This is a genomic window from Pseudorhizobium flavum (assembly GCF_044142885.1).
Classification (GTDB): Bacteria; Pseudomonadota; Alphaproteobacteria; order Rhizobiales; family Rhizobiaceae; genus Neorhizobium; species Neorhizobium flavum.
Genome location: NZ_JBIOKZ010000013.1, coordinates 22,115 through 42,639, shown reverse-complemented (window position 1 = coordinate 42,639; position 20,525 = coordinate 22,115). Strand labels below are relative to the sequence as shown.

Below are 20,525 nucleotides of genomic sequence, written 5' to 3'. Positions count from 1 at the left end.
GATTCAATCGCCGCAATGATTTGCGGAGGATTGAGCGATGATGGGATGTCAGGCAGTTCCGGCGCAGCTCTTCTACGACTTCTGTCTTGATGATCACGTTCCTGCAGATCATCTGCTGCGCGGATCGACCGCCATCTCAAACTCGACAGCGTGCGAGCGCAGTTGAAGCCTTTCTACAGCACCACTGGTCGCCCTTCGATTAATCCGGAGCTAATGATGCGGATGCTGATCATCGGCTATTCCATGGGTATCCGATCTGAGCGGCGGCTCTGCGAAGAGGTCCACCTTAATCTCGCCTATCGCTGGTTCTGTCGCCTTGGACTGGACGGCAAAGTGCCTGATCATTCCAGCTTCTCGAAGAACCGCCATGGCCGGTTCCGGCAGAGCGACATCCTGCGACATATGTTTGAGACGGTCGTGGAGCGCTGCCTTGCGCAAGGGTTGGTCGGTGCGGAAGGATTTGCCGTCGACGCTAGCCTGATTGCAGCAGATGCCAACAAACAGCGCTCGGTACCGGGCGCTGAATGGGAAGCCAAAGAGGACGCTGGGCGTTCGGTGCAGGAATATCTGGCTGTTCTCGATGATGCCGCTTTTGGTGCTGCCTCGCGGGTGACGCCGAAGTTCATCTCTCCGTCCGATCCGGCAGCGCAGTGGACCGGTGCCCACAAAGGCCATGCCTTCTTCGCCTATGCCACCAAACTACCTGATCGAAACAGACCACGGCGTCATTGTGGACGTAGAGGCCACACGAGCAATCCGCCAGGCGGAGGTTGAAGCATCCCGCACGATGCTCGACAGAACGGAGAGCCGCTTCGGCTTGCGGCCCGGCTATTTGGCGGCCGACAGTGCCTACGGTTCTGCCGACAATCTCGCATGGCTGGTCAAGGAGAAGAAGATCGCGCCGTACATACCGGTCTTCGACAAGTCGAAGAGGACGGACGGCACCTTCTCCCGCTCAGACTTCTTATGGGAGGTCGAGAATGACCGCTACATCTGCCCGGCGGGAAAGGAGCTGAAGCAGTTCCATCGAACCTATGCGACACCCAGATCAGGGATCACCGCCGAAGGGACGCGGCTTTACCGCGCCAGCAAGAGGGACTGTGATCGCTGCGAACTGAAGCCTCGCTGCTGCCCTAACACACCGATGCGCAAGGTGCCGCGCGATCTCAACGAAGATGCCCGTGACGTCGCCCGAGCGACAGCCGCAACACCGGAATACGTGCAGTCACGGCATCGCCGAAAGAAGGTCGAGATGCTCTTTGCTCACCTCAAGCGCATCCTGCGCATGGCGCGGCTAAGGCTCCGAGGACCGTGTGGTGCGCGAGACGAATTCCTGCTTGCAGCGACGGCACAAAACCTCAGAAGGTTGGCCAAACTCAGGCCATCACACAGCGTCATTGCCGCCTGAGAGCGGCATGGACTACCACCCTACGCTGCGGCTCTGGGCAGAGGGACATGCTCGATCCGCCTAAAGGCAGAAATGGGCGGATGAGCAGCCAATCCTACGAGTTTTTCAACGATATCCGCCACTATCCGACCCTGAAATTGATTGACGCAGACCGTCTGATGCCGTCGGCGTTCGATCTGGCAGGTGTGCTTGTGGCCGCTTTTTGATATGCCTCAACTGATTTCCTCAGCCATCATCTAATGTTGGCACAGAGGAGATGGAGCAATGACAAGATTTCATCCAGGCGCGTTTGTCGATGAGCAGATTCTGATTTACCGTGGTCTTATTGACACCCTCGAGCAGGGAGAGCGGACGGAAGACGCGGCACGCCAACTAGTCAATCTTCACGCGTCTATAACTGCCCTGTCGAAGCTCAAGCGAGGACAGTCTTCGGAAACATGCGATCCGGCTACCCAGAAGATAGACGAGGCGGAGAGAAATTGGCAATCAACATAGGGATCGGAAGCCTCAACATAGGGAACACGGCTCCGGCAGAGCTTGCAGAAGGACCGGGAGTCTAGCAGCTCGAACGCGGATTTTACGTCAGACATTCCGCAGAGCTGGGATGTCCGACACACCTCCTGCTCTTAATATTGGCCTGCGCAGTTTTCGAAGATGGATTGCTAGGAGAAGATAGGCCGCTTCTCCGCTTCCGACGATAAAAGCGCCTCGATAACTAGTTTTTCGGAATTGATATGACGACGCAGCGACTCCGCAAATCCCCTTAGAAGGTGGCGGGCCGGTTCAATCGAGGCAGTATTGTTTCTAATCGATCTCAGCACCGCTAAGGCATCGGCGGCGGCGGCCAGATCACAACGGTGTTCCGCCTTTAGTTCCTGCGTGAAATGTGTACCGAAAGTTGACTCTGTAGCGGCCGCAAATTGTTCAAAAAGGGCTTGCTCTTCGAGCTGCTGCGTCTGCCGCAGGAGAGGAAGAAGGTCTGCTTCGAGCCTATCACACGTAGCGGCTTCGATCTCCTCTGAGCTTGAGGCGGACAGTTCCTCCAGCTTCAAGCAGAGGTCAAGGAGGGCTTGGTGGTTCATCTCCAGGGTCGCCAGGTTACGAGCAGAGAGGGGCTGCAGGATTGCCATTTTTCTGGTCCTTTGATTGTTCGCAGCAAGATTATGGCGCCGACCGGAGCGGAGTGACTGCTCGAAGGACGCGCCTTTCCTGGTGAACGATATCTCCATGCTCTACCACCGCCTGCCAGATGCGGTTGCCGACCCGGACTGTAACGCGCGTCTTCCCAAGGTCATTGTCTTCACCGCGTTCGACCGTGCTCGCGACGAGACCCATGCGGAGATAGCGCCGGAGGGTGTCGGCCGAGAGTTGGAATTCGCGCGCTAGCTCATCGGGATCAAGGCCGATATCACCGGATTCGTTGTACTCGATCCTCACTCCGAACATCCTCGGTTGGGGAAACTAATCAATTCTAGCGGGTTGGACGCCTAACAGTTTGCGAAAACGCAAATTGGAAGACCAGGGAGTTCATAAAACTGCCATCAACAAGCGTATGCCGAAGCTGTATGACCGGAGTCTGCCCGAATGGTGACGAATGACGAGAAGCTTGAGCCGGTCCTTCAGGAGGTCCTGCGGCGCAACGCAGGCGAAGTGGAGTTCCATCAGGCCGTAAGGGAAGTTCTGGAGAGCCTTGGACGGGTGATCGCAAAGCACCCGCGCTACCTCGAGAACGCGCTGATCGAGCGCATCTGCGAGCCGGAACGACAGATCATCTTCCGCGTCCCCTGGGTCGATGACCAGGGCGGGTTCAGATCAACCGCGGCTTTCGGGTCCAGTTCAATTCGGCACTGGGGCCCTACAAGGGCGGCATTCGCTTTCATCCGTCCGTCTACGTCGGCATCATCAAGTTTCTCGGCTTCGAACAGACCTTCAAGAATGCCTTGACCGGCATGCCGATCGGCGGCGGCAAGGGGGGATCCGACTTCAATCCGCGTGGTCGGTCGGAGGGCGAGATCATGCGCTTCTGCCAATCCTTCATGACAGAGCTTCACCGCCATATCGGGAATATACGGACGTGCCGGCAGGCGATATCGGCGTCGGTGGACGCGAGATCGGCTACATGTTCGGGCAATACAAGCGTTTGACGAACCGCTACGAAGCAGGCGTGCTTACCGGCAAAGCCCTCTTCTATGGGGGCTCGCGTGCAAGGACGGAAGCGACCGGATACGGCAACACCTATTTTGTTCAGTCAATGCTCGCCACGAAGGGACAGAGCTTTGATGGAAGGAACGTCGTCGTGTCCGGCTCCGGCAACGTCGCGGTCTACACCGTCGAGAAGGTACAGTCTTTCGGCAGCAAGGTTCTCGCGATCTCCGACAGTTCCGGCTATATCGTGGACGAAAATGGAATCGACCTGAAGCTCCTGAAGGAAATCAAGGAAGTTCGCCGCGCCCGTATCTCCGACTATCTCCGGGCCAAGGGCGAAGGCAAGGGCGTCTATTTCGTGAAGGCCGAATCCGGCTCCATCTGGGATGTACCCTGTGACGTTGCCATGCCGTCAGCAACGCAGAACGAACTGACCGGCGCCGACGCGAAGACGCTGGTGAAGAACGGTCTCGTCGCACTCGGCGAAGGCGCGAACATGCCCTGCACGCCGGAAGCAATCCGCATCTTCCAGGAAGCCGGCGTCCTCTTCGCTCCCGGCAAGGCTGCGAACGCGGGTGGCGTCGCCACCTCTGCGCTCGAAATGCAGCAGAACGCCTCACGCGACAGTTGGACCTTCCAGCAGACGGAAGCGCGCCTCGCGGTGATCATGAAGAACATCCATGACACCTGCGCCGGCACTGCCGAGGAATACGGCGCACCTGGCGACTATGTCCTCGGCGCCAACATTGCCGGTTTCGTCAAGGTCGCACAGGCCATGGACGCGCTTGGCGTAATCTGAGTCAACTGGCCAAAAGGCAATGCGCGCTGTAGATTAAGATGCCCGGTAGTCAGCTAGGAGGTTTGGCTTCCGTTGCAGCTGACATCAGAAAAACAATGTTACCTCCTGATCGGGGCCGAGGTTCGCTTGTCCTGATGTCACGAAGGGTGCGCTATCAGTGCGCTGAAGGGGAACTGGCTTTGTGAAAGCTCGTTTCGCTCATGAGAGCCAGGAGGGAGCTGACATGCCGCACAATGATCGTTCCAGAAACATCACTGAAGGGACAGCCCGTTCGCCGAACCGGGCGATGTACTACGCCCTGGGCTATGTGAAGGAGGATTTCGACAAGCCAATGATTGGCGTCGCCAATGGTCATTCCACCATCACGCCCTGCAATGCAGGTCTGCAGCCATTGGCCGACGCAGCAGTTGCAGCCATCAAGGCGGCTGGCGCAAACCCCCAGATGTTTGGAACCCCTACCATCTCCGATGGCATGGCGATGGGCACGGAAGGCATGAAGTATTCGCTGGTCTCGCGGGAGGTCATTGCCGACTGCATCGAGCTCTCGGTGCAAGGCCAGTGGATGGATGGCGTTCTGGTGCTAGGCGGATGTGACAAGAACATGCCAGGTGGAATGATCGGCATCCTGCGTGCCAATGTTCCCGCCATCTATGTCTACGGAGGAACCATCAAGCCAGGCTATTGGAAGGGAGAGCCGCTTTCCATCGTTTCCGCTTTCGAAGCCGTGGGTTCATATATGGCAGGTACGATGGCTGCCGAGGACTTCGAAGGTATTGAACGTAATGCCTGTCCGACGACCGGTTCTTGTGGTGGAATGTACACAGCCAACACTATGAGCTCCTCTTTTGAAGCCTTGGGAATGTCACTGCTCGGATCCGCCAACATGGCGAACCCGGATGAGGAGAAACTAGAAAGCGCCGCGCAATCTGCCAGAGTCTTGGTAGATGCGGTGAAGAAAGGTCTCACGCCTCGTGACATCGTGACCCGAAAATCCATCGAGAATGCTGTTGCACTGGTCATGGCGACAGGTGGATCGACGAACGCCGTGCTCCACTATCTTGCGATCGCCCATGCCGCGGACATTGATTGGACACTGGATGACTTCGAGCGTGTGCGGCGTAAGGTTCCGGTGATCTGTGACCTGAAGCCCTCCGGCCGCTACATGGCGGTCGATCTTCATGCAGCAGGCGGGATTCCACAGGTTCTAAAGGTGCTGCTGAGCGCCGGATTACTGCACGGCGACTGCTTAACGATCACCGGCAAAACCCTTGGGGAAGAATTGGCGAGGCTTCCAGATCAACCGCGGCTTGACCAGGACGTTATCGTCCCTATCGAGCGAGCGCTCTACCGCGAAGGACACCTTGCAGTTCTCAAAGGAAATCTGGCTGAGGCGGGCGCCGTCGCGAAGATCACAGGGCTGAAAAGTACGAAGATCACAGGACCGGCAAGAGTGTTCAACGATGAACAAGCCGCGATGGCGGCCATTCTCGCCGATCAGATAAAACCTGGAGATGTTCTGGTGCTCCGCTACCTCGGTCCAAAGGGCGGACCGGGTATGCCTGAAATGCTTGCCCCCACTTCAGCCATCATCGGGCGGGGGCTGGGTGACAGCGTCGCATTGATCACCGATGGGCGCTTTTCGGGGGGCACCTGGGGCCTGGTCGTCGGCCATGTAACGCCAGAAGCTTACGACGGCGGTGCGATTGCCTTGGTGGAAGACGGGGACCTCATCACCATCAATGCTGAACAGCACCTGCTCAGGCTTGAGCTAGATGAGGGGGAGATCGCAAGGCGAAGAGCCCTATGGCGAAAGCCCCAACCGCGATATACCCGCGGCGTTCTTGGAAAATTTGCTCTGCTTGCGCGTCCCGCGAATGAAGGGGCGGTGACAGGCTGACTGTCACACATGCGCGAGGCGGACCGGCGGCTCCTAAGTCAAATTGTCGCGTCGACTCCTTTGGTTGAAGGTTTCTGAATATGCGGCTATCCGTCATCTTTGGCCACACCAAGGGTGCTGCGTTATAAAGATTCGACTCTGAATCGACGGAGACGACGCTCGGAGCAGTATCTGGGTAAACAAGGCGCAGACCCTGCGCTGGGTGACACGGCGCCACTCTAGGTCTGGAGGTTTCTCATGCTCGTTGATCGATTGCTCGCTGACGCTAGCTCACGTTTGATCGCTATACCTGAGGATGCACCCGTTACGGAAGCGGCTCGCCTGTTGCGCGATAATAGATCGGACATGGTTGTCGTCTGCGACAGCCAAGGCGTTCTTGCCGGCGTCATAACGAAGTCTGATGTGGTTGCGCAGATCAGCCATTGCTGCGGATCGAGTTGCACTATGGGTGTTGCGGCCGTGATGACGAAAGCAGTGGCAGACTGTAGCCCCGGCGATCGGCTGAATGAAGTTTGGCAAGCGATGAAGGACAAGAAGCTGAAGAATGTCCCAGTGGTTGACGCGCGACGTCGCCCACTGGGCGTTCTGGCTGCGCCTGATGTGCTGCAAGCATTGATGGGAGAGGTGGAGCAAGAGGAGGCCCTTTTGCGAGACTACGTGATGTGCATAGGCTATCACTGAGGCAACCCGTCGGGCGTCAGAATCGAGTTGGAGAACGTTGAATGGCATTGGCTCATGCGAAACCGGGAGAAGTGATCGGTCTGCGGGATGAACAGGTCGGCGCTACGCGTACCGCAGCCCTTGTGAAGACCTCGTCATTCGAAGCGGTCCGGCTTGGCGTTCAAGCGGGACGTGAAATCCCGTGGCACCATGTTCCAAAAGAGCTAACGCTCTTCTGCATCAGCGGCGACGTGGTTCTTCGCCTTGAGACACGGGAGATCCAGCTAAGGGCGGGCGATTGGGTGTTCCTGGAGGGCGGGGCCAGACATGCGTTATCGGCTCATGTGGATTCCACGCTGCTGCTAACCATTATGCTTTAGGCGCAGTTCTGAGCCTATTCTCATTACAAAGTACCGCCCTCGGTTAAGAGCGGGCAGGGCATGCGTGTCATGCGAAGGCGGCTTCCGCATCAAACTCCGGCTCCCATCTCTCGACAGCGGCAGCACGTCCCGACTGTGCTGCATCGGGGTCGATCAGCTTGTGGGTCGTCGGATTGCAGGTTGTACCGTAAGCATCCGGCGACGGCCGCAGGTTAGGCCGCTTGAGCGTTTAACGTTCTGGGTGTCCAGTTCCACGGAAGCAATTGCTCCAGCCTACTGATAGGAGTGTCGGCGATACGAGCGAGAACGTCAGCGAGCCAGGCCTGCGGGTCGATGTCATTGAGCTTGGCGGTCATGATCAGCGTGGCCATGAAGGCTGCACGATCAGCCCCACGATCCGATCCGGCAAAGAGCCATGACTTCCTGCCCAGTGCAAAGCCTCTAAGCGCTCGTTCGGCGGCGTTGTTTGTGAGGCAGACGCGGCCATCGTCGAGGAATGACGTAAAGCCATCCCAACGCTTCAGCATGTAGTCGGCTGCCTCAGCGACCGGAGAGCTGCGCGACAGCTTTGCCCGCTCATTTTGGAGCCAGTCGTGCAGTTCTTCAACGAGAGGCAGGCTGTTCTTACATCGGTGCTCCAGTCGCTGTTGGGCGGCAAGACCGTTGATCTCCCGCTCGATGTCGAACAGGGCATCGATCCGCTTGACGGCCTCCAACGCCATGGGTGAGATCGGCGCGGCTTTGCTTCCACGTTTGGCGTTCGTGGCAATGTCGGCCAGCACGAAGAACTTGCGGCGTGAATGTGCCCAGCAGAGTGCTTGGCGCAGCGGTGCGGGATCGCGATCTACTTTGTAAAGCGGGTTATAGCCGCCATAGGCATCGGCCTGCAGAATACCGGTGAAGGTCTTCAGGTGGCGCTCGGGATGCTCCTGTCGCCGGTCTCGCGATGCGTAGAACAGTGCCGCAGGCGGTGACAGCCCGCCGAACGGTCGATCATCCCGAACATACGTCCAGATGCGGCCCGTATCGGTCTTTCCCTTCGCCAGGATCGGCACGGTCGTGTCGTCGCCATGCAGCCGCTCGGCGGCCAGGACATGAGCCTCGATCAACGAATGGATTGGCTTGAGGGCTGCGGCACACGCGCCGACCTGGTCGGCCAGCGTCGACAGGCTGAGGTCGATCCCCTCTCGGGCATAGCGTTCGCTTTGGCGATTGAGCGGCTGATGCTGGGCGAACTTCTCGAACAGGATCATCGCCAGGAGGTTCGGGCCGGCAAAGCCGCGGGGTGTCACATGGAAGGGTGCTGGCGGCTGCGTGATCTTCTCGCACTCGCGGCAGGTGAACTTCTCCCGCACCGTCTGGATGACCTTCCACTGACGCGGGATGACCTCCAGGGTCTCTGTAATGTCCTCGCCGAGCTTCGACAGCTTGTCCGATCCACAGCAGGTGCAATTGGATGGGGCGGCGATAACGAGCTGTGATTAGGCATGGAATAAGGACCTCGCAAATGGGGTGATCGGCGTCCAAATGGGACCCCCATCTGCGATGGGGTTACAACAGCCTCCGGTTTCATCGGAGGCTTTTTATTTGGATGCTTGTTGTGGAGACAATTCTGAAGATACGTCGGCTTTCCCGTGTGCAGGGCAAGTCGATCAAGGCGATCTGCCGGGAGCTTGGCATATCGCGGAAAGTGGTGCGGAAGGTTCTGCGCAGCGATGAGACGGAGTTCAAATACGAGCGGACCCGTCAACCTCAGCCGAAGCTCGGCCCCTGGCGCGATCAGCTCGATGGAATGCTGCTCGCCAATGAGGCCAAATCCTCTCGCGAACGGCTGACACTGATCCGGATATTCGAGGACTTGCGCGACCTCGGCTACGCGGGCGGTTACGACACAGTCCGGCGCTACGCCCGAACCTGGGCGAAGGAACGCGGCTCCGTAACGGCGGAAGCCTACGTGCCGCTCTATTATGCGCCGGGCGAGGCTTACCAGTTTGACTGGAGCCACGAGATCGTCGTGCTGAACGGCGTGACGACGACGGTAAAGGTGGCGCATGTCCGGCTCTGCCACAGCCGGAGGATGTATGTGAGAGCCTATCCGCGCGAGACGCAGGAGATGGTCTTCGATGCCCATGACCGGGCATTCGCGTTCTTCGGCGGGGCCTGCACGCGCGGCATCTACGATAACATGAAGACTGCGGTGGAGACGGTCTTCATCGGCAAGGAACGGCAATACAATCGCCGCTTCCTACAGATGTGCAGCCACTACCTGATCGAACCGGTGGCCTGTACGCCAGCGTCGGGGTGGGAGAAGGGCCAGGTCGAGAACCAGGTCAATCTGGTGCGGGAACGCTTCTTCACGCCGCGGCTGGCCGCCAGATCCCGCTGCAGTCGTCCTCCGATCGTCTCGCTCTCGCCGCGCAGCTTGTCGCGCTGGCGCTTGCGGCATTGCTCTTCCAGCCAGACGTTGAACGCCTCCCATGTTGGAAACTGCGGGATCGGCACCATGAAGTTACGCCGGGCATAGCCGACGAGACCTTCGACATTCCCTTTATCGTTGCCTTTGCCGGGACGGCCATAGCGATCCCGGATCAGATAGTGGGACAGGAAGCCACTGAACAACGCTGCCCGCTTGCGTGTGCCGTCCGGCAGGATCTTGGCCACTAGGCAGCGATCATTGTCATAGACGATCGATTGCGGCACGGCACCGAAGAACGCAAATGCATGGATGTGGCCATCGACCCATGCCTCCGATACTGCCGCCGGATAGGCCCGGACATAGCAACCGTCACTGTGCGGAAGGTCGAGCACGAAGAAGTGCGCCTTCCGCTCCACGCCAGCGATCACCACCATCGCTTCACCGAAGTCGGCCTGCCCATGGCCAGGCGGATGCGCCAGCGGCACGAATACTCCTGACGGCGCTGATCCCGCTCGCGCATATAATCTTTGATGATCGTGTAGCCGCCGGTGAACCCGCGCTCGTCACGGAGAGGGTCGAACACCCGCTTGGCCGTATGGCGCTGCTTTCGCGGCACCTTCACATCCTCATCCAGCCAGTGATCGATTGTCGGGACGAACGCATCCAGCTTGGGTCGCCGGATCGGCAATTGACGCTGATAGCCCGGCGGCGTCGAATACGACACCATCTTGGCAACGCTGTCGCGAGATATGTTGAAATGCTTTGCAGCCTGACGCCGGCTCATCCCTTCCGAGACAGCCAGTCGCACCTTCAGATAAAGTTCCACGGTGTAGATCCCCAGGCCCTCCTGCATTCGTCGCAGAAGGGTAAATAGGTGGCCGGGTTTTACTCCGGCGCAGCAGGACTATCCCGCCGCTACCGTGGCCGACTTTCTCACCGCCGCTCTCATTCTTGAAGCAAAGGGGCTGGTCAAACGCTACGGCGAGGCAGTGGCTGTCGCCGGCGTCGACATGACCGTCCACCAGGGTGAGGTTATCGGTCTGCTTGGTCCCAATGGTGCCGGAAAGACCACAACGATCCTTATGCTCCTTGGCCTGACGGAGGCCAATGAAGGCGAGGTCAGCGTCCTTGGCAAGGATCCGCTGCGACAGCCGTTGGAGGTCAAGCGCGAGGTTGGCTATCTGCCGGATGCTGTCGGCTTCTACGACACGATGACCGGACGCGAAAACCTTGTCTACACGGGAAAGCTGGCCGGCTTGTCGCGAAAGGCGATTGATCATCGGATCGATGCCGCGCTGGAGCGGGTGCGCTTGAGCGATGCTGGCCGCCGGCGTGTCTCGACCTATTCGCGTGGTATGCGCCAGCGCCTCGGGATAGCTGAGCTCCTGATGCGCGATTGCAAGGTAATGATCCTCGATGAGCCAACTTCAGGGCTCGATCCACAATCGACGCACGAGTTGCTGGAGCTCATTCAGCAGTTGGCAAGCGAGGGCATCACGATCCTTCTGTCCTCGCATCAGTTGGATGTGGTGCAGGCGATCTGCAGTCGAGTTGCCCTGTTCAACAAGGGGCGGATCGGCTTCTTCGGCACAGTCGACGAGCTTGCCCAGCAAATCGGTCGCGGCGCTTTCATCGTTGATGTTGAGGCAGGTGGTATCGATCTCACCAGCTTGGCGCAAAAGGCTGATGGCGTTGCATCGGTGGCAAAGGTGTCTGACGGCGTCTGGCAGGTCGAAGCCACGCGAGACGTTCGGCCTGAGCTTGCAAAGATCGTGGTCGATGCGGGTGGTTCGTTGCGCAATCTGGACCTGCGCCGTGCGCGGTTGGATGAGGCTTACAACCGCTATTTCACGGAGGTAGCCAATGCGGCGTAGTGGCTCTCCATTCACTGGGGTTGGTGCGATCGCGCTGAAGGAGGCGGCCGATCCCAGCGCCCGCATGCAACATGATCATGCTACTGGTCATCTTGACAGCACTTGGTGCGGTCTATGGCTCGATCGGTCGCTTGCGCGATACCACCGCTGAGGACGCCTACCTTTTTCTAAAGCTGTTTACGGTCGCGCAGGACCCCCTGCCATCGTTCGCGGCGTTCCTCGGGTTTCTGCTGCCGCTGGTGTCGATTGCACTCGGCTTTGACGCAATCAATGGCGAGTTCAACAGGCGCACGATGAGCCGGGTGCTTGCACAGCCGATCTACCGCGATGCGATGCTCTTCGGAAAATTCTTGGGTGGGCTGATCGTTCTCGCCGTGTCTCTGCTGACACTTTGGCTATTGATGGTCGGGCTCGGCATGCTGTTCTTGGGTCTGCCGCCCTCCGGGGGCGATATTGTGCGCAGCGTCGCCTGGCTTGTCGTCACGCTTGCCTATGCAGGCGTATGGCTGGCGCTGGCGATCGCACTGTCGACGCTGATCCGCACCCCGGCCACATCCGCGCTCGCAGCCCTGTCTGTCTGGCTGATCCTGGCTGTCTTCTGGGGCATGGTCGCACCGCTTGTGGCCGGCGTGGTGGCTCCCGTCGACCCGCTCGATCCCGCCAGCATCCTGAACAGCTTCGAGTGGCGTCAGGCGATTTCTCGCCTTTCTCCGCAGACGCTTTACGGTGAGGTGACGGGCATCCTGCTCGATCCCGCGGCACGCTCCGTCGGCCCGCTGTTCATGCACCAGCTGCACGGCGCAGTCATCGGCTCGCCCTTGCCAACCGGGCAAAGCCTCCTGATCGTCTGGCCCCAAATCTCCGCCCTCATCGCCGCCATGCTCGCTCTGTTCACCGCGGCCTACGTGGTGTTCCAAAGGCAAGAGATCAGGGCATAGTTGCTGGTATCGTGGAGGCATCTGCGCGCTGCGGAGGCGGCGCGCAGATGTGAGTGGCGAGAGCATTCAGGTGGTCTCGCAACAATTCATGCATCGTCCGTGCAGCACCGCTATGCAATGTCCCGAGGATTCGGCGGCCATTTACATGCCCACACGGTCAATCCTTCCAGATCGTATGGCTCTGTTCCCTCATGAACTGCGGTAGGTAGAAGGGCCCAAGGCCGCCTTTGCCCGATAGGCCTGAGCCTTTCCAGCCACAGAATGTCTGGATGCCTGGCCAGGCACCTGTGGTCGCGCCGCTTGCGCGGTTGACGTAGAGGGCGCCTGCTTGAGCACGGTCTAGGAAAAGGTCGATCTCGGCTTGATCGCTCGCATAGCAGCCGGCGGTGAGGCCATAGGCGATGGCATTGCCGTCGGCGATTGCGGCTTCAAGGTCGTCGAAGACCTGAACCGTCAGGAACGGCAGGAAGAGTTCGTCGCGATTGAGCGGATGGTCGGCGGGCAGGCTGTCGACGATGGTCGGTTCGATATAAAAGCCGTGGTCGTAGATCCCGCCCGTAAGTTGGTTCCCGCCTGCAAGGATGCGTCCATCGCGCGCCGCGTCGACGCTCGCCTGCTCGAAACGGCGGAAGGCGGTCTCATTGATGATCGGTCCCATGAAGATGTCGCGGCCACTTGGATCGCCGATGCGGATCGCCTTCGTCAGTGCGACTAGCCTCTCAACAAAGACATCCCGGATGCTGGAATGGACGTAGACTTTGGACCCGGCCGAGCATTTCTGGCCCTGCAGGCCAAAGGCCGAGCGCATCATGCCTTGGGCCGCGCGCTCGACACCGGCGGAAGCTGCGACATAGGTCGGATTCTTGCCGCCCATCTCGGCGATGACCGGACGGTTGTAGGCGCCGCTTGCGACCTTGCGCAGCATATCGGAGCCGACCTTGTGGCTGCCGGTGAAGGCAAAGCCGTCGAAGCCCGGGTGATCGACCATTGCCTGGCCGGTGCTGCCGTCGCCGCAGATCATGTTGAGGACGCCAGCCGGAAGCCCCGCGGCATCGGCTGCGCGCATGATGAGGGCGCCGGTCAGTCCGGCAAACTCGCTCGGCTTGTAGACGACTGTGTTGCCAGCGATCAGCGCGCTCGACAGCATGCCAACCGACAATGCCAGCGGGAAGTTGAATGGTGCGATGACGCCGAAGACGCCATAGGGGCGCAGCCGATCGCTGGTCTCCTCATTGTCGAAGGCGCGCTGCAGCGGGCGGACAAAGCCGTCGTTCTCCTCCATCTGCGATGCGTAGTAACGCACGAGGTCGATCGCTTCTTCGGCCTCACCCATCGCCTCGAGGCGGGACTTGCCGACCTCAATCAGGCAGGCAACAGCGAGCTGGAACTTTTCTTCTTCCAACTGGTCGGCAAAGCGCCGTATCGCGACAAGGCGGTCCTGCCATGGCATAGCGCCCCACGACTTTTGCGCGGCACGCGCGGCGGCAACGGCGCGGTCGACGACTGCAGCGTCGGCACGGTGGAAGCGGCCGAGCAGGATTCGGTTGTCGATCGGCGAGACGGCTTCGTAGATTGCGCCGGTGGCTACATCCTCGCCACCGATGCGATGCGGCCAGGCCTGGCCGAGCAGCTCTGCACGCACCTTCGCGATCACGGTGTCGAGGAGGTCATGGACGCCGGAGAAATCGGCCTGGATGTTGGAATACGTGACGCGCGGCAGTGCGGTCTGGGACATGGGAAAATCCTTGGTCGAACTACGTGTCCGCGCTTAGGCGCTGACCCGCCCTGGGGCCTGAGTGGTACGGTCGAACGTGTCGGGCGTAACACCGGCCGAGCGAAGGATATGCTTCTGCACCTTGCCGGATGCGGTCTTTGGAAGTTCGTCGAGGATACGGATGTAGCGCGGCACCATGAATTGAGGCAGGGTCCTGGTTAGTTCCTCGGTAACCGCTGCCGGGTCGATGGTCGCACCTTCTACCGGTGTCACGACAATAAGCACTTCGTCCTCACTGAACTCGGAGGGCACCGCGACTGCGGCGCACTCGCGGATGGCCGCAATGTTCAGCACTTCATTTTCAAGGGCGAAGGAGGAAATGTTCTCACCTCGGCGACGGATCACGTCCTTGAGGCGATCGACGAAGAAGTAGGTTCCATCCTTCTCGCGGCGAAAACCGTCCCCGGTGTGGAACCAGCCGTTGCGCATCGCTTCAACGGTGGCCTTCGGATTGTTGTAGTAACCGCGCATCAGCGCCCATGGACGGTGGGTGCGCACGATGAGCTCCCCAACCTGACCGTCCGGAACCTCGATGTCGTTTTCGTCGACAATGCGCAGTTCGTACCAGGGCCGCGGCTTGCCGGCGATGCCCTTGGACGTGATGCCAGGGCCCGCGACCATCGGCGAAGAAATTTCGGTCATGTTATAGATGGTCCAGGCGTCGACGCCGAAACGCTCCGCAAACAGCGGACCGTCTTCGCCGAACGGCGTGATGAATGCGCGGCGCAGCGGATGGTTCTTGTCGTTATGTGATGGCGGTTGTTTCAGCAGGAAGCTCGCCATCACGCCAAGCAGCAGGCAGTAGGTAGAACCTGTCTCGCGCACGGCCTGCCAGAAGGTGCCTGTCTTGAACTCACGCGTCATGCCGATGGAAAGACCACGCGCGAGCATCGCATAAACATAGAGCGTTGAACCGCAGTGGAAGATCGGGCCGCAGATCATGCAGCGATCGTCTTCCTCAACGCAGTCAAACGCGTCCGGACCCATCGTATAAAGCTGCGTGTAGCTGCTCATCACGCCCTTTGCATTCCCGGTCGTGCCGGAGGTGTACATGATGGCGTAGAGATCCCACGGCTCTATCGGGCTAGAGAGCTCGAGAACGCTCGCCTCTTCCTCGGCCGGGTCTTCCAGAAGGTGAACGTCAAGGCCCGCAATCGCTTGCGTTTGTCCCTCCACGACCAGTACGGTCTTCACTTTGCCCGGTGAGACCTCGCCCAGACGCTCGACCAGCGAGGCAGCAGCAACCAGAAGCGGCGCGTCGGCGTCTTCGAGAATGTGCTCGAGGACTCGACCGCGCGCAGCCGTATTGATCGGCACGTAAACGGCACCGAGATAGTTGATGGCGAACCAGGTGCAGAGCAGGTCAGGCCCGTTGCTCATCATGCAAAGGACGTGATCCCCGCGGTTCACGCCGGCGCGGGCAAGGGTAGTTGCGCGCAGGCGTACGCGCCGTAGCGTCTCGCCATAGCTCCACTCGTCGCCCGGCCAGAACTGGACAAACGGACCCTCGGGCCGCTCGGCCGCATAGGTCTCCAAGATGTAGCGGAGCACCGCACGGTTGCGGTCGAGTGCCGGATCCGATGCGCAGACTGTACCGGTCGTCATGTCCTCTCCTTCCAAAGGCCTCAGAGCATTTTCACAGCTTCTGGGCTCCTCCCCAGTCGCTATCTGCCCGACGAAAATATGCCTTGCAATCCTGAAAATAGGTATGCAACATACTCGGTAGTATGTCAAAGCGGTTTGTGAGGTACCGCGCATCGGGAGGGGCAGGGAGGCCAAATGTCGGCAGTATCGACGTCCGTTGAGGGCAAGGTGGCGACCGTTCGTTTCGACCGAGGCGGAAAAGCGAACGCGCTGAATTCCGAGCTCATTGCGGGACTGGAATCGGCCGCTAATGCTGTGGGGCAGCGCGCCGATGTTGGCGCTGTTGTCCTTACGGGTGCCGCTGCGATATTCGCGGCCGGGGTGGACCTTAAGGACGAGGAGCTTTGGAAGACGGGTGCTGGCGATGTGGAACGCGCGCAGGCAATGAATGCCGGCGGGCGTATGACTGATGCCTGGCGGCAGGTGCCACAGGCCGTGATCGCAGCAATCGAGGGGCCGGCGATCGGTGGCGGAGCCATCTTGGCGCTGACGGCAGATTTTCGCGTGATGGGCGCATCATCTTACTTGAGCTTTCCGGAAGTGCGGCTCGGCATGACGCTCGGGTGGGGAGGTTTGCCGCTCCTCGTAGAGCGTCTGGGGTCGTCGCGCGCCAAGCGTGTCCTTTTTTGTGACGAGAAAATCGGCCCTGAGGAGGCCCTGTCGCTTAGCCTTTGCGATCGCATCGTGAATGACGGTGCCGCGGTCACTGCTGCTTGCGCATGGGCGGCGGAACTTGCCAAAGTTCCTGCGCTTGCCCTGCGGATGACCAAGTCCGCTATTGACGGGAATGCCCGCCAGAACTGGGCGGGATGGAGCGAAGCCGATCAGTTCTACCTATCGCGACGTCTTCTAGAAGAAGCTGGCCGCAAATAATCACTGGGGGTCGGGCGGGAGCGCGGCAGCCGGGGACTACGCACGTCTGTGCATCAAGGAGGAGCATTAGAATGAAGAATCTGAAGACCATTATCCTGTCGAGCGTGTTCACGCTGACTGCAGCCACAGCTTTCGCGGAGCCTTACCGAATTGGCGTCCTGACGGACATGTCCGGCATGAACTACGACCTTTCTGGTCAGGGCTCGGTCGTGGCGGCGCAGATGGCCGTCGAGGATTTTGGTGGCAAGCTGCTGGGAGAGGGCATCGAGGTCATCGTCGGCGACCACCAGAACAAGCCGGATATCGGTTCGACGCTGGCACGCACCTGGATCGATGAGCAGAACGTCGTCGCTGTTGTCGACGTGCCGACCTCGTCGGTTGCTATGGCTGTGCAGGAAATCACCCGCCAGAAGGACACCGCTTTTCTGATCTCGACCGCTGGCTCGTCCGCTCTGACCGCTGAGGCCTGCTCGGCGTCGACGGCGCAGTGGACCTGGGACACCTACGCGCTTGCAAACGGGACCGGCAGAGCGCTGACGCAGGGTGGCGCAAAGAAGTGGTACTTCATTACCGTCGACTACACCTTCGGTCATGCACTTGAGGCTGACACCACACAGGCTGTCACCGCAGCAGGCGGCGAAGTGATCGGTTCCGTCCGCCATCCGCGCGAAACCACCGACTTCTCATCTTACATTCTACAGGCACAAGCGTCTGGCGCCGACGTGATCGCGCTCGCCAACTCGTCGGGCGACACGATGACTGCGCTCAAGCAGATGCAGGAATTCGGCATCACCGAGGCTGGCCAGAAGGTCGCGGGCATGCTGCTGTTCCTGACCGACGTCCAAGGCGTTGGTCTCGACATCGCGCAGGACCTGACGCTCACCACCGCTTTCTACTGGGACATGGACGATGCGACCCGCGAATGGTCCGCGCGCTATAGCGAGCGCATGGGAGGCAAGAAGCCGACCATGGTTCACGCTGGCGTCTACTCGTCCGTCATGAACTACCTGAAGGCTGCAGAAGCTGCAGGTCAGGCCAAGAGCGGCTCGAAGGTGATGGAAGCCATGCGCGGCATGGACATCAACGACTTCTTCAACCGAAACGCCTACCTGCGTGAAGATGGCCGTGTGGTCCACGACATGTTCCTCGTCCGGGTGAAGAAGCCGTCTGAGTCCACCTCTGAAGGCGACCTTTACGAGGTTCTCGCCACGATCCCGGGCAAAGAAGCATTCGCTTCGCTCGAAAACAGCACTTGCCCGCTCGTCAAGAAGTGATCCCAGCGACCATGACCAATAAACCAGCTGCGGCTCCTGCCGATGCTGGCGCACCCCGTGCCGTACTTTCGGCACGGGGGCTGACCAAGCGCTTCGGACCGTTTACCGCCGTCAACAACGTCGACTTGGACGTGTGCCACGGCCGTATCCACGCGCTGATCGGCCCCAACGGCGCCGGCAAGAGTACCGTGTTCAACCTGTTGACCAAGTTCCTCAAGCCGACTGAGGGTCGCATCGTGCTCGATGGGACCGACATCACGGCAATGGATCCGGCCAGCGTGGCGCGGATGGGCATGGTCAGGTCGTTCCAGATCTCTGCCACGTTTGGCGACATGACGCTGCTGGACAACGTCCGCGTTGCCCTGCAGCGGCCCAATAACATGTCCCGCCAGTTCTGGCGCTCGCTAATCAGCCTCGACCGGCTCAACCGGCAGGCGATGGAGTTGCTGGACCGCGTTGGACTTGCCGACATGGCACACTTGCGCGCCAACAATCTTTCCTACGGGCGCAAGCGCGCGCTCGAAATCGCGACGACGCTGGCTCTCGAGCCCCGCGTCCTTCTTCTCGACGAACCGCTGGCCGGCATGGGCCAGGAGGACGTCGAACACATGGCAAAACTCATCAAGACTGTCTCCCGCGACTGCGCTCTCGTCATGGTCGAGCACAATCTCAAGGTCGTCGGAGACATTGGTGACGACATCACCGTGCTGCAGCGGGGCGAGATTCTGGCGCGCGGCGACTACGCGACGGTCAGCGCCGATCCACGCGTGCGCGAAGCATATATGGGTTCCGAAGATGACAGCCACTGATACGCTGACTGCGCCTGCAACGGTTGCGCGCGGCGGCGACGCGGCACCGCAACTCAAGGTGCGCAAGCTCGAAGCCTGGTACGGCGAGAGCCATGCGCTGCATGGCGTCGATCTCGACGTTTACCCCGGCGAGACCGTCACGCTGCTCGGCCGCAACGGCGTCGGCAAAACGACGACGCTGCGTGCCATCATGGGCATCATCCGCAAGCGCAAGGGCGAGGTTGAGTTCGAGCAGAAGTCGATCATGCGCGTGCCATTGCACCGCATCGCCCATGCTGGCCTTGGTTTCGTTCCCGAAGAGCGCGGCATCTTCGCCAGCCTCACGGTAGAGGAAAACCTGACCTTGCCGCCGGTCGTCGCCAAGGGCGGCATGAGTATTGAGAAGATCTACGAGATCTTCCCGAACCTCTTCGAGCGTCGCGGCAGCCCTGGCACAAAGCTTTCCGGTGGCGAGCAGCAGATGCTTGCGATTGCCCGCATCCTGCGCACCGGCGTGCGCCTGATCTTGCTGGACGAGCCGACCGAGGGCCTCGCTCCGGTGATCGTCGAGCGTATCGGCGAAGTGTTGAAGGTGCTCAAGACGCACGGCGTCAGCGTGTTGCTCGTCGAGCAGAACTTCCGCTTTGCGTCGCGCATCGCCGACCATTTCTACGTGATGGACCACGGTCAGGTGATCGACAGTTTCACGGTCTCGGAACTGCCTGCACGCACCGAGGCACTCAATACGGCCCTGGGGGTGTGAGACCATGACCACAATTTTCGGAGTGGCGCTGCCCGTCCTGACGGGACAGCTCCTGATCGGCCTTATCAACGGTTCCTTTTATGCGCTGCTATCGCTTGGCCTTGCAGTGATCTTCGGGCTGCTGCGCATCGTCAATTTCGCCCATGGCGCGTTCTACATGCTGGGCGCCTTCGCAGCCTGGATGCTGCTCAACTATGCCGGCATCGGCTACTGGGGCGCGCTGGTCCTCGCGCCGCTGATTGTCGCGGTGGTCGGGATGGTGATCGAACGCACGATGCTGCGCGCGCTCTACGGCCTCGACCATCTTTACGGCCTGCTGTTCACTTTCGGCTTGGCACTCTTGCTCGAGGGTGGCTTCCGTCACTACTTCGGCACATCGGGCCAACCTTATGCGGCCCCCGAAGCGCTGCGAGGTGCCACCAATATCGGCTTCATGATGCTACCGAACTATCGCGGTTGGGTCGTCGTCGCCTCGCTGATCGTGTGCCTCGGAACCTGGGCGATCATCGAGAAGACCAAGATCGGCGCCTACCTGCGCGCAGCAACCGAAAATTCGACGTTGGTGCAGGCCTTCGGTGTCAACGTGCCGTTGCTGCTGACGCTAACCTACGGCTTCGGCTGTGCGCTGGCCGGCGTTGCCGGCGTGCTTGCCGCGCCGCTGTTCCAGGTCAGCCCACTGATGGGCTCGAACCTCATTATCATCGTCTTCGCAGTTGTCGTCATCGGCGGCATGGGCTCAATCCTCGGCGCGATCGTCACCGGCTATATGCTCGGCATCGTCGAAGGCCTGTGCAAGGTTTTCTACCCCGAGGCAGCCAACATCGTTGTCTTCGTCATCATGGCCATCGTGCTCCTTCTGCGCCCGGCCGGTCTTTTCGGAAAGGACAGCTGA

Annotated in this window: 15 protein-coding genes and 5 pseudogenes; 14 read left to right on the top strand and 6 right to left on the bottom strand. The window is 60.0% G+C overall.

The window, feature by feature from the left end; all coding sequences use genetic code 11:
* Positions 1–37: 37 nt before the first annotated feature.
* Positions 38–1,408: pseudogene (locus tag ACEPP2_RS19100) on the top strand (transposase).
* A gap of 47 nt (positions 1,409–1,455) precedes the next feature.
* Positions 1,456–1,614: a hypothetical protein gene (locus tag ACEPP2_RS19095; protein WP_395517599.1), complete on the top strand. Its 159-nt coding sequence runs from the start codon at positions 1,456–1,458 to the stop codon at positions 1,612–1,614.
* A 456-nt stretch (positions 1,615–2,070) separates the two neighbouring features.
* Here ACEPP2_RS19095 and ACEPP2_RS19090 read toward each other — a convergent pair whose 3' ends face one another.
* Positions 2,071–2,538, bottom strand: coding sequence for a hemerythrin domain-containing protein (locus ACEPP2_RS19090; protein ID WP_395517598.1), 468 nt, complete (start codon positions 2,536–2,538; stop codon positions 2,071–2,073).
* A 31-nt stretch (positions 2,539–2,569) separates the two neighbouring features.
* On the bottom strand, positions 2,570–2,854 hold the full coding sequence (locus ACEPP2_RS19085) for a DUF6522 family protein (protein ID WP_395517597.1): 285 nt from the start codon (positions 2,852–2,854) through the stop codon (positions 2,570–2,572).
* 138 nt (positions 2,855–2,992) lie between these two features.
* Here ACEPP2_RS19085 and gdhA point away from each other — a divergent pair.
* The 4 genes and pseudogenes from gdhA (at position 2,993) to ACEPP2_RS19065 (ending at position 7,289) form a co-directional block, all read left to right on the top strand.
* Positions 2,993–4,352, top strand: a pseudogene (gene gdhA, locus ACEPP2_RS19080) (NADP-specific glutamate dehydrogenase).
* A 223-nt stretch (positions 4,353–4,575) separates the two neighbouring features.
* Positions 4,576–6,249 carry a dihydroxy-acid dehydratase gene (ilvD, locus tag ACEPP2_RS19075; protein ID WP_395517596.1) on the top strand — a complete coding sequence of 558 codons (1,674 nt, stop codon included), beginning with the start codon at positions 4,576–4,578 and terminating at the stop codon, positions 6,247–6,249.
* 237 nt (positions 6,250–6,486) lie between these two features.
* Positions 6,487–6,930: a CBS domain-containing protein gene (locus ACEPP2_RS19070; RefSeq protein WP_395517595.1), complete on the top strand. Its 444-nt coding sequence runs from the start codon at positions 6,487–6,489 to the stop codon at positions 6,928–6,930.
* A gap of 41 nt (positions 6,931–6,971) precedes the next feature.
* Positions 6,972–7,289 (top strand): cupin domain-containing protein, encoded by a 318-nt coding sequence (locus ACEPP2_RS19065; protein ID WP_077548883.1) that lies wholly within the window; start codon positions 6,972–6,974, stop codon positions 7,287–7,289.
* A gap of 212 nt (positions 7,290–7,501) precedes the next feature.
* On the opposite strand, the pseudogene tnpC reads toward ACEPP2_RS19065, so the two are convergent.
* Positions 7,502–8,767, bottom strand: a pseudogene (gene tnpC / locus ACEPP2_RS19060) (IS66 family transposase); the annotation flags it as partial.
* Between the two features lie 113 nt (positions 8,768–8,880).
* On the opposite strand from tnpC, the pseudogene istA (ACEPP2_RS19055) reads away from it, so the two are divergent.
* A pseudogene (gene istA, locus ACEPP2_RS19055) lies at positions 8,881–9,669 on the top strand (IS21 family transposase); the annotation flags it as partial.
* Here the strand turns inward: istA (ACEPP2_RS19055) and istA (ACEPP2_RS19050) are convergent.
* Positions 9,657–10,531: pseudogene (istA, locus tag ACEPP2_RS19050) on the bottom strand (IS21 family transposase); the annotation flags it as partial. The pseudogenes istA (ACEPP2_RS19055) and istA (ACEPP2_RS19050) overlap by 13 nt on opposite strands.
* Before the next feature lie 94 nt (positions 10,532–10,625).
* Here istA (ACEPP2_RS19050) and ACEPP2_RS19045 point away from each other — a divergent pair.
* Both ACEPP2_RS19045 and ACEPP2_RS19040 read left to right on the top strand, forming a co-directional pair.
* On the top strand, positions 10,626–11,579 hold the full coding sequence (locus ACEPP2_RS19045) for an ABC transporter ATP-binding protein (RefSeq protein ID WP_395517594.1): 954 nt from the start codon (positions 10,626–10,628) through the stop codon (positions 11,577–11,579).
* Between the two features lie 71 nt (positions 11,580–11,650).
* Positions 11,651–12,517, top strand: a complete 867-nt coding sequence (locus ACEPP2_RS19040; RefSeq protein ID WP_395517593.1) for an ABC transporter permease subunit — start codon at positions 11,651–11,653, stop codon at positions 12,515–12,517.
* A gap of 157 nt (positions 12,518–12,674) precedes the next feature.
* On the opposite strand, the gene ACEPP2_RS19035 is transcribed toward ACEPP2_RS19040, so the two are convergent.
* Positions 12,675–14,252, bottom strand: coding sequence for an aldehyde dehydrogenase family protein (locus tag ACEPP2_RS19035; protein WP_395517592.1), 1,578 nt, complete (start codon positions 14,250–14,252; stop codon positions 12,675–12,677).
* 33 nt (positions 14,253–14,285) lie between these two features.
* A complete protein-coding gene (locus ACEPP2_RS19030) occupies positions 14,286–15,896 on the bottom strand; it encodes an AMP-binding protein (protein WP_395517591.1) in 1,611 nt (536 codons plus the stop codon).
* Positions 15,897–16,070: 174 nt separating this feature from the next.
* Here ACEPP2_RS19030 and ACEPP2_RS19025 point away from each other — a divergent pair, with 174 nt between their 5' ends.
* The 5 genes from ACEPP2_RS19025 (at position 16,071) to ACEPP2_RS19005 (ending at position 20,525) form a co-directional block, all read left to right on the top strand.
* A complete protein-coding gene (locus ACEPP2_RS19025) occupies positions 16,071–16,808 on the top strand; it encodes an enoyl-CoA hydratase/isomerase family protein (RefSeq protein ID WP_395517590.1) in 738 nt (245 codons plus the stop codon).
* 71 nt (positions 16,809–16,879) lie between these two features.
* Positions 16,880–18,082 carry an ABC transporter substrate-binding protein gene (locus ACEPP2_RS19020; protein WP_395517589.1) on the top strand — a complete coding sequence of 401 codons (1,203 nt, stop codon included), beginning with the start codon at positions 16,880–16,882 and terminating at the stop codon, positions 18,080–18,082.
* A gap of 11 nt (positions 18,083–18,093) precedes the next feature.
* Positions 18,094–18,891 carry an ABC transporter ATP-binding protein gene (locus ACEPP2_RS19015; protein WP_395517588.1) on the top strand — a complete coding sequence of 266 codons (798 nt, stop codon included), beginning with the start codon at positions 18,094–18,096 and terminating at the stop codon, positions 18,889–18,891.
* Positions 18,878–19,633: an ABC transporter ATP-binding protein gene (locus ACEPP2_RS19010; RefSeq protein WP_395517587.1), complete on the top strand. Its 756-nt coding sequence runs from the start codon at positions 18,878–18,880 to the stop codon at positions 19,631–19,633. The genes ACEPP2_RS19015 and ACEPP2_RS19010 overlap by 14 nt, the downstream gene beginning before the upstream one ends.
* A 4-nt stretch (positions 19,634–19,637) precedes the next feature.
* Positions 19,638–20,525 (top strand): branched-chain amino acid ABC transporter permease, encoded by an 888-nt coding sequence (locus ACEPP2_RS19005; RefSeq protein WP_395517586.1) that lies wholly within the window; start codon positions 19,638–19,640, stop codon positions 20,523–20,525.

What these genes read in the sequence shown, in the direction of transcription:
- ACEPP2_RS19035 (WP_395517592.1), bottom strand. Translation starts at nt 14,252, where the DNA reads ATGTCCCAGACCGCACTGCCGCGCGTCACGTATTCCAACATCCAGGCC.
- ACEPP2_RS19020 (WP_395517589.1), top strand. Translation starts at nt 16,880, where the DNA reads ATGAAGAATCTGAAGACCATTATCCTGTCGAGCGTGTTCACGCTGACT.
- ACEPP2_RS19090 (WP_395517598.1), bottom strand. Translation starts at nt 2,538, where the DNA reads ATGGCAATCCTGCAGCCCCTCTCTGCTCGTAACCTGGCGACCCTGGAG.
- ACEPP2_RS19070 (WP_395517595.1), top strand. Translation starts at nt 6,487, where the DNA reads ATGCTCGTTGATCGATTGCTCGCTGACGCTAGCTCACGTTTGATCGCT.
- ACEPP2_RS19005 (WP_395517586.1), top strand. Translation starts at nt 19,638, where the DNA reads ATGACCACAATTTTCGGAGTGGCGCTGCCCGTCCTGACGGGACAGCTC.
- ACEPP2_RS19040 (WP_395517593.1), top strand. Translation starts at nt 11,651, where the DNA reads ATGATCATGCTACTGGTCATCTTGACAGCACTTGGTGCGGTCTATGGC.
- ACEPP2_RS19085 (WP_395517597.1), bottom strand. Translation starts at nt 2,854, where the DNA reads ATGTTCGGAGTGAGGATCGAGTACAACGAATCCGGTGATATCGGCCTT.
- ACEPP2_RS19065 (WP_077548883.1), top strand. Translation starts at nt 6,972, where the DNA reads ATGGCATTGGCTCATGCGAAACCGGGAGAAGTGATCGGTCTGCGGGAT.
- ACEPP2_RS19095 (WP_395517599.1), top strand. Translation starts at nt 1,456, where the DNA reads ATGCTCGATCCGCCTAAAGGCAGAAATGGGCGGATGAGCAGCCAATCC.
- ACEPP2_RS19025 (WP_395517590.1), top strand. Translation starts at nt 16,071, where the DNA reads ATGTCGGCAGTATCGACGTCCGTTGAGGGCAAGGTGGCGACCGTTCGT.
- ACEPP2_RS19010 (WP_395517587.1), top strand. Translation starts at nt 18,878, where the DNA reads ATGACAGCCACTGATACGCTGACTGCGCCTGCAACGGTTGCGCGCGGC.
- ACEPP2_RS19030 (WP_395517591.1), bottom strand. Translation starts at nt 15,896, where the DNA reads ATGACGACCGGTACAGTCTGCGCATCGGATCCGGCACTCGACCGCAAC.
- ilvD (WP_395517596.1), top strand. Translation starts at nt 4,576, where the DNA reads ATGCCGCACAATGATCGTTCCAGAAACATCACTGAAGGGACAGCCCGT.
- ACEPP2_RS19015 (WP_395517588.1), top strand. Translation starts at nt 18,094, where the DNA reads ATGACCAATAAACCAGCTGCGGCTCCTGCCGATGCTGGCGCACCCCGT.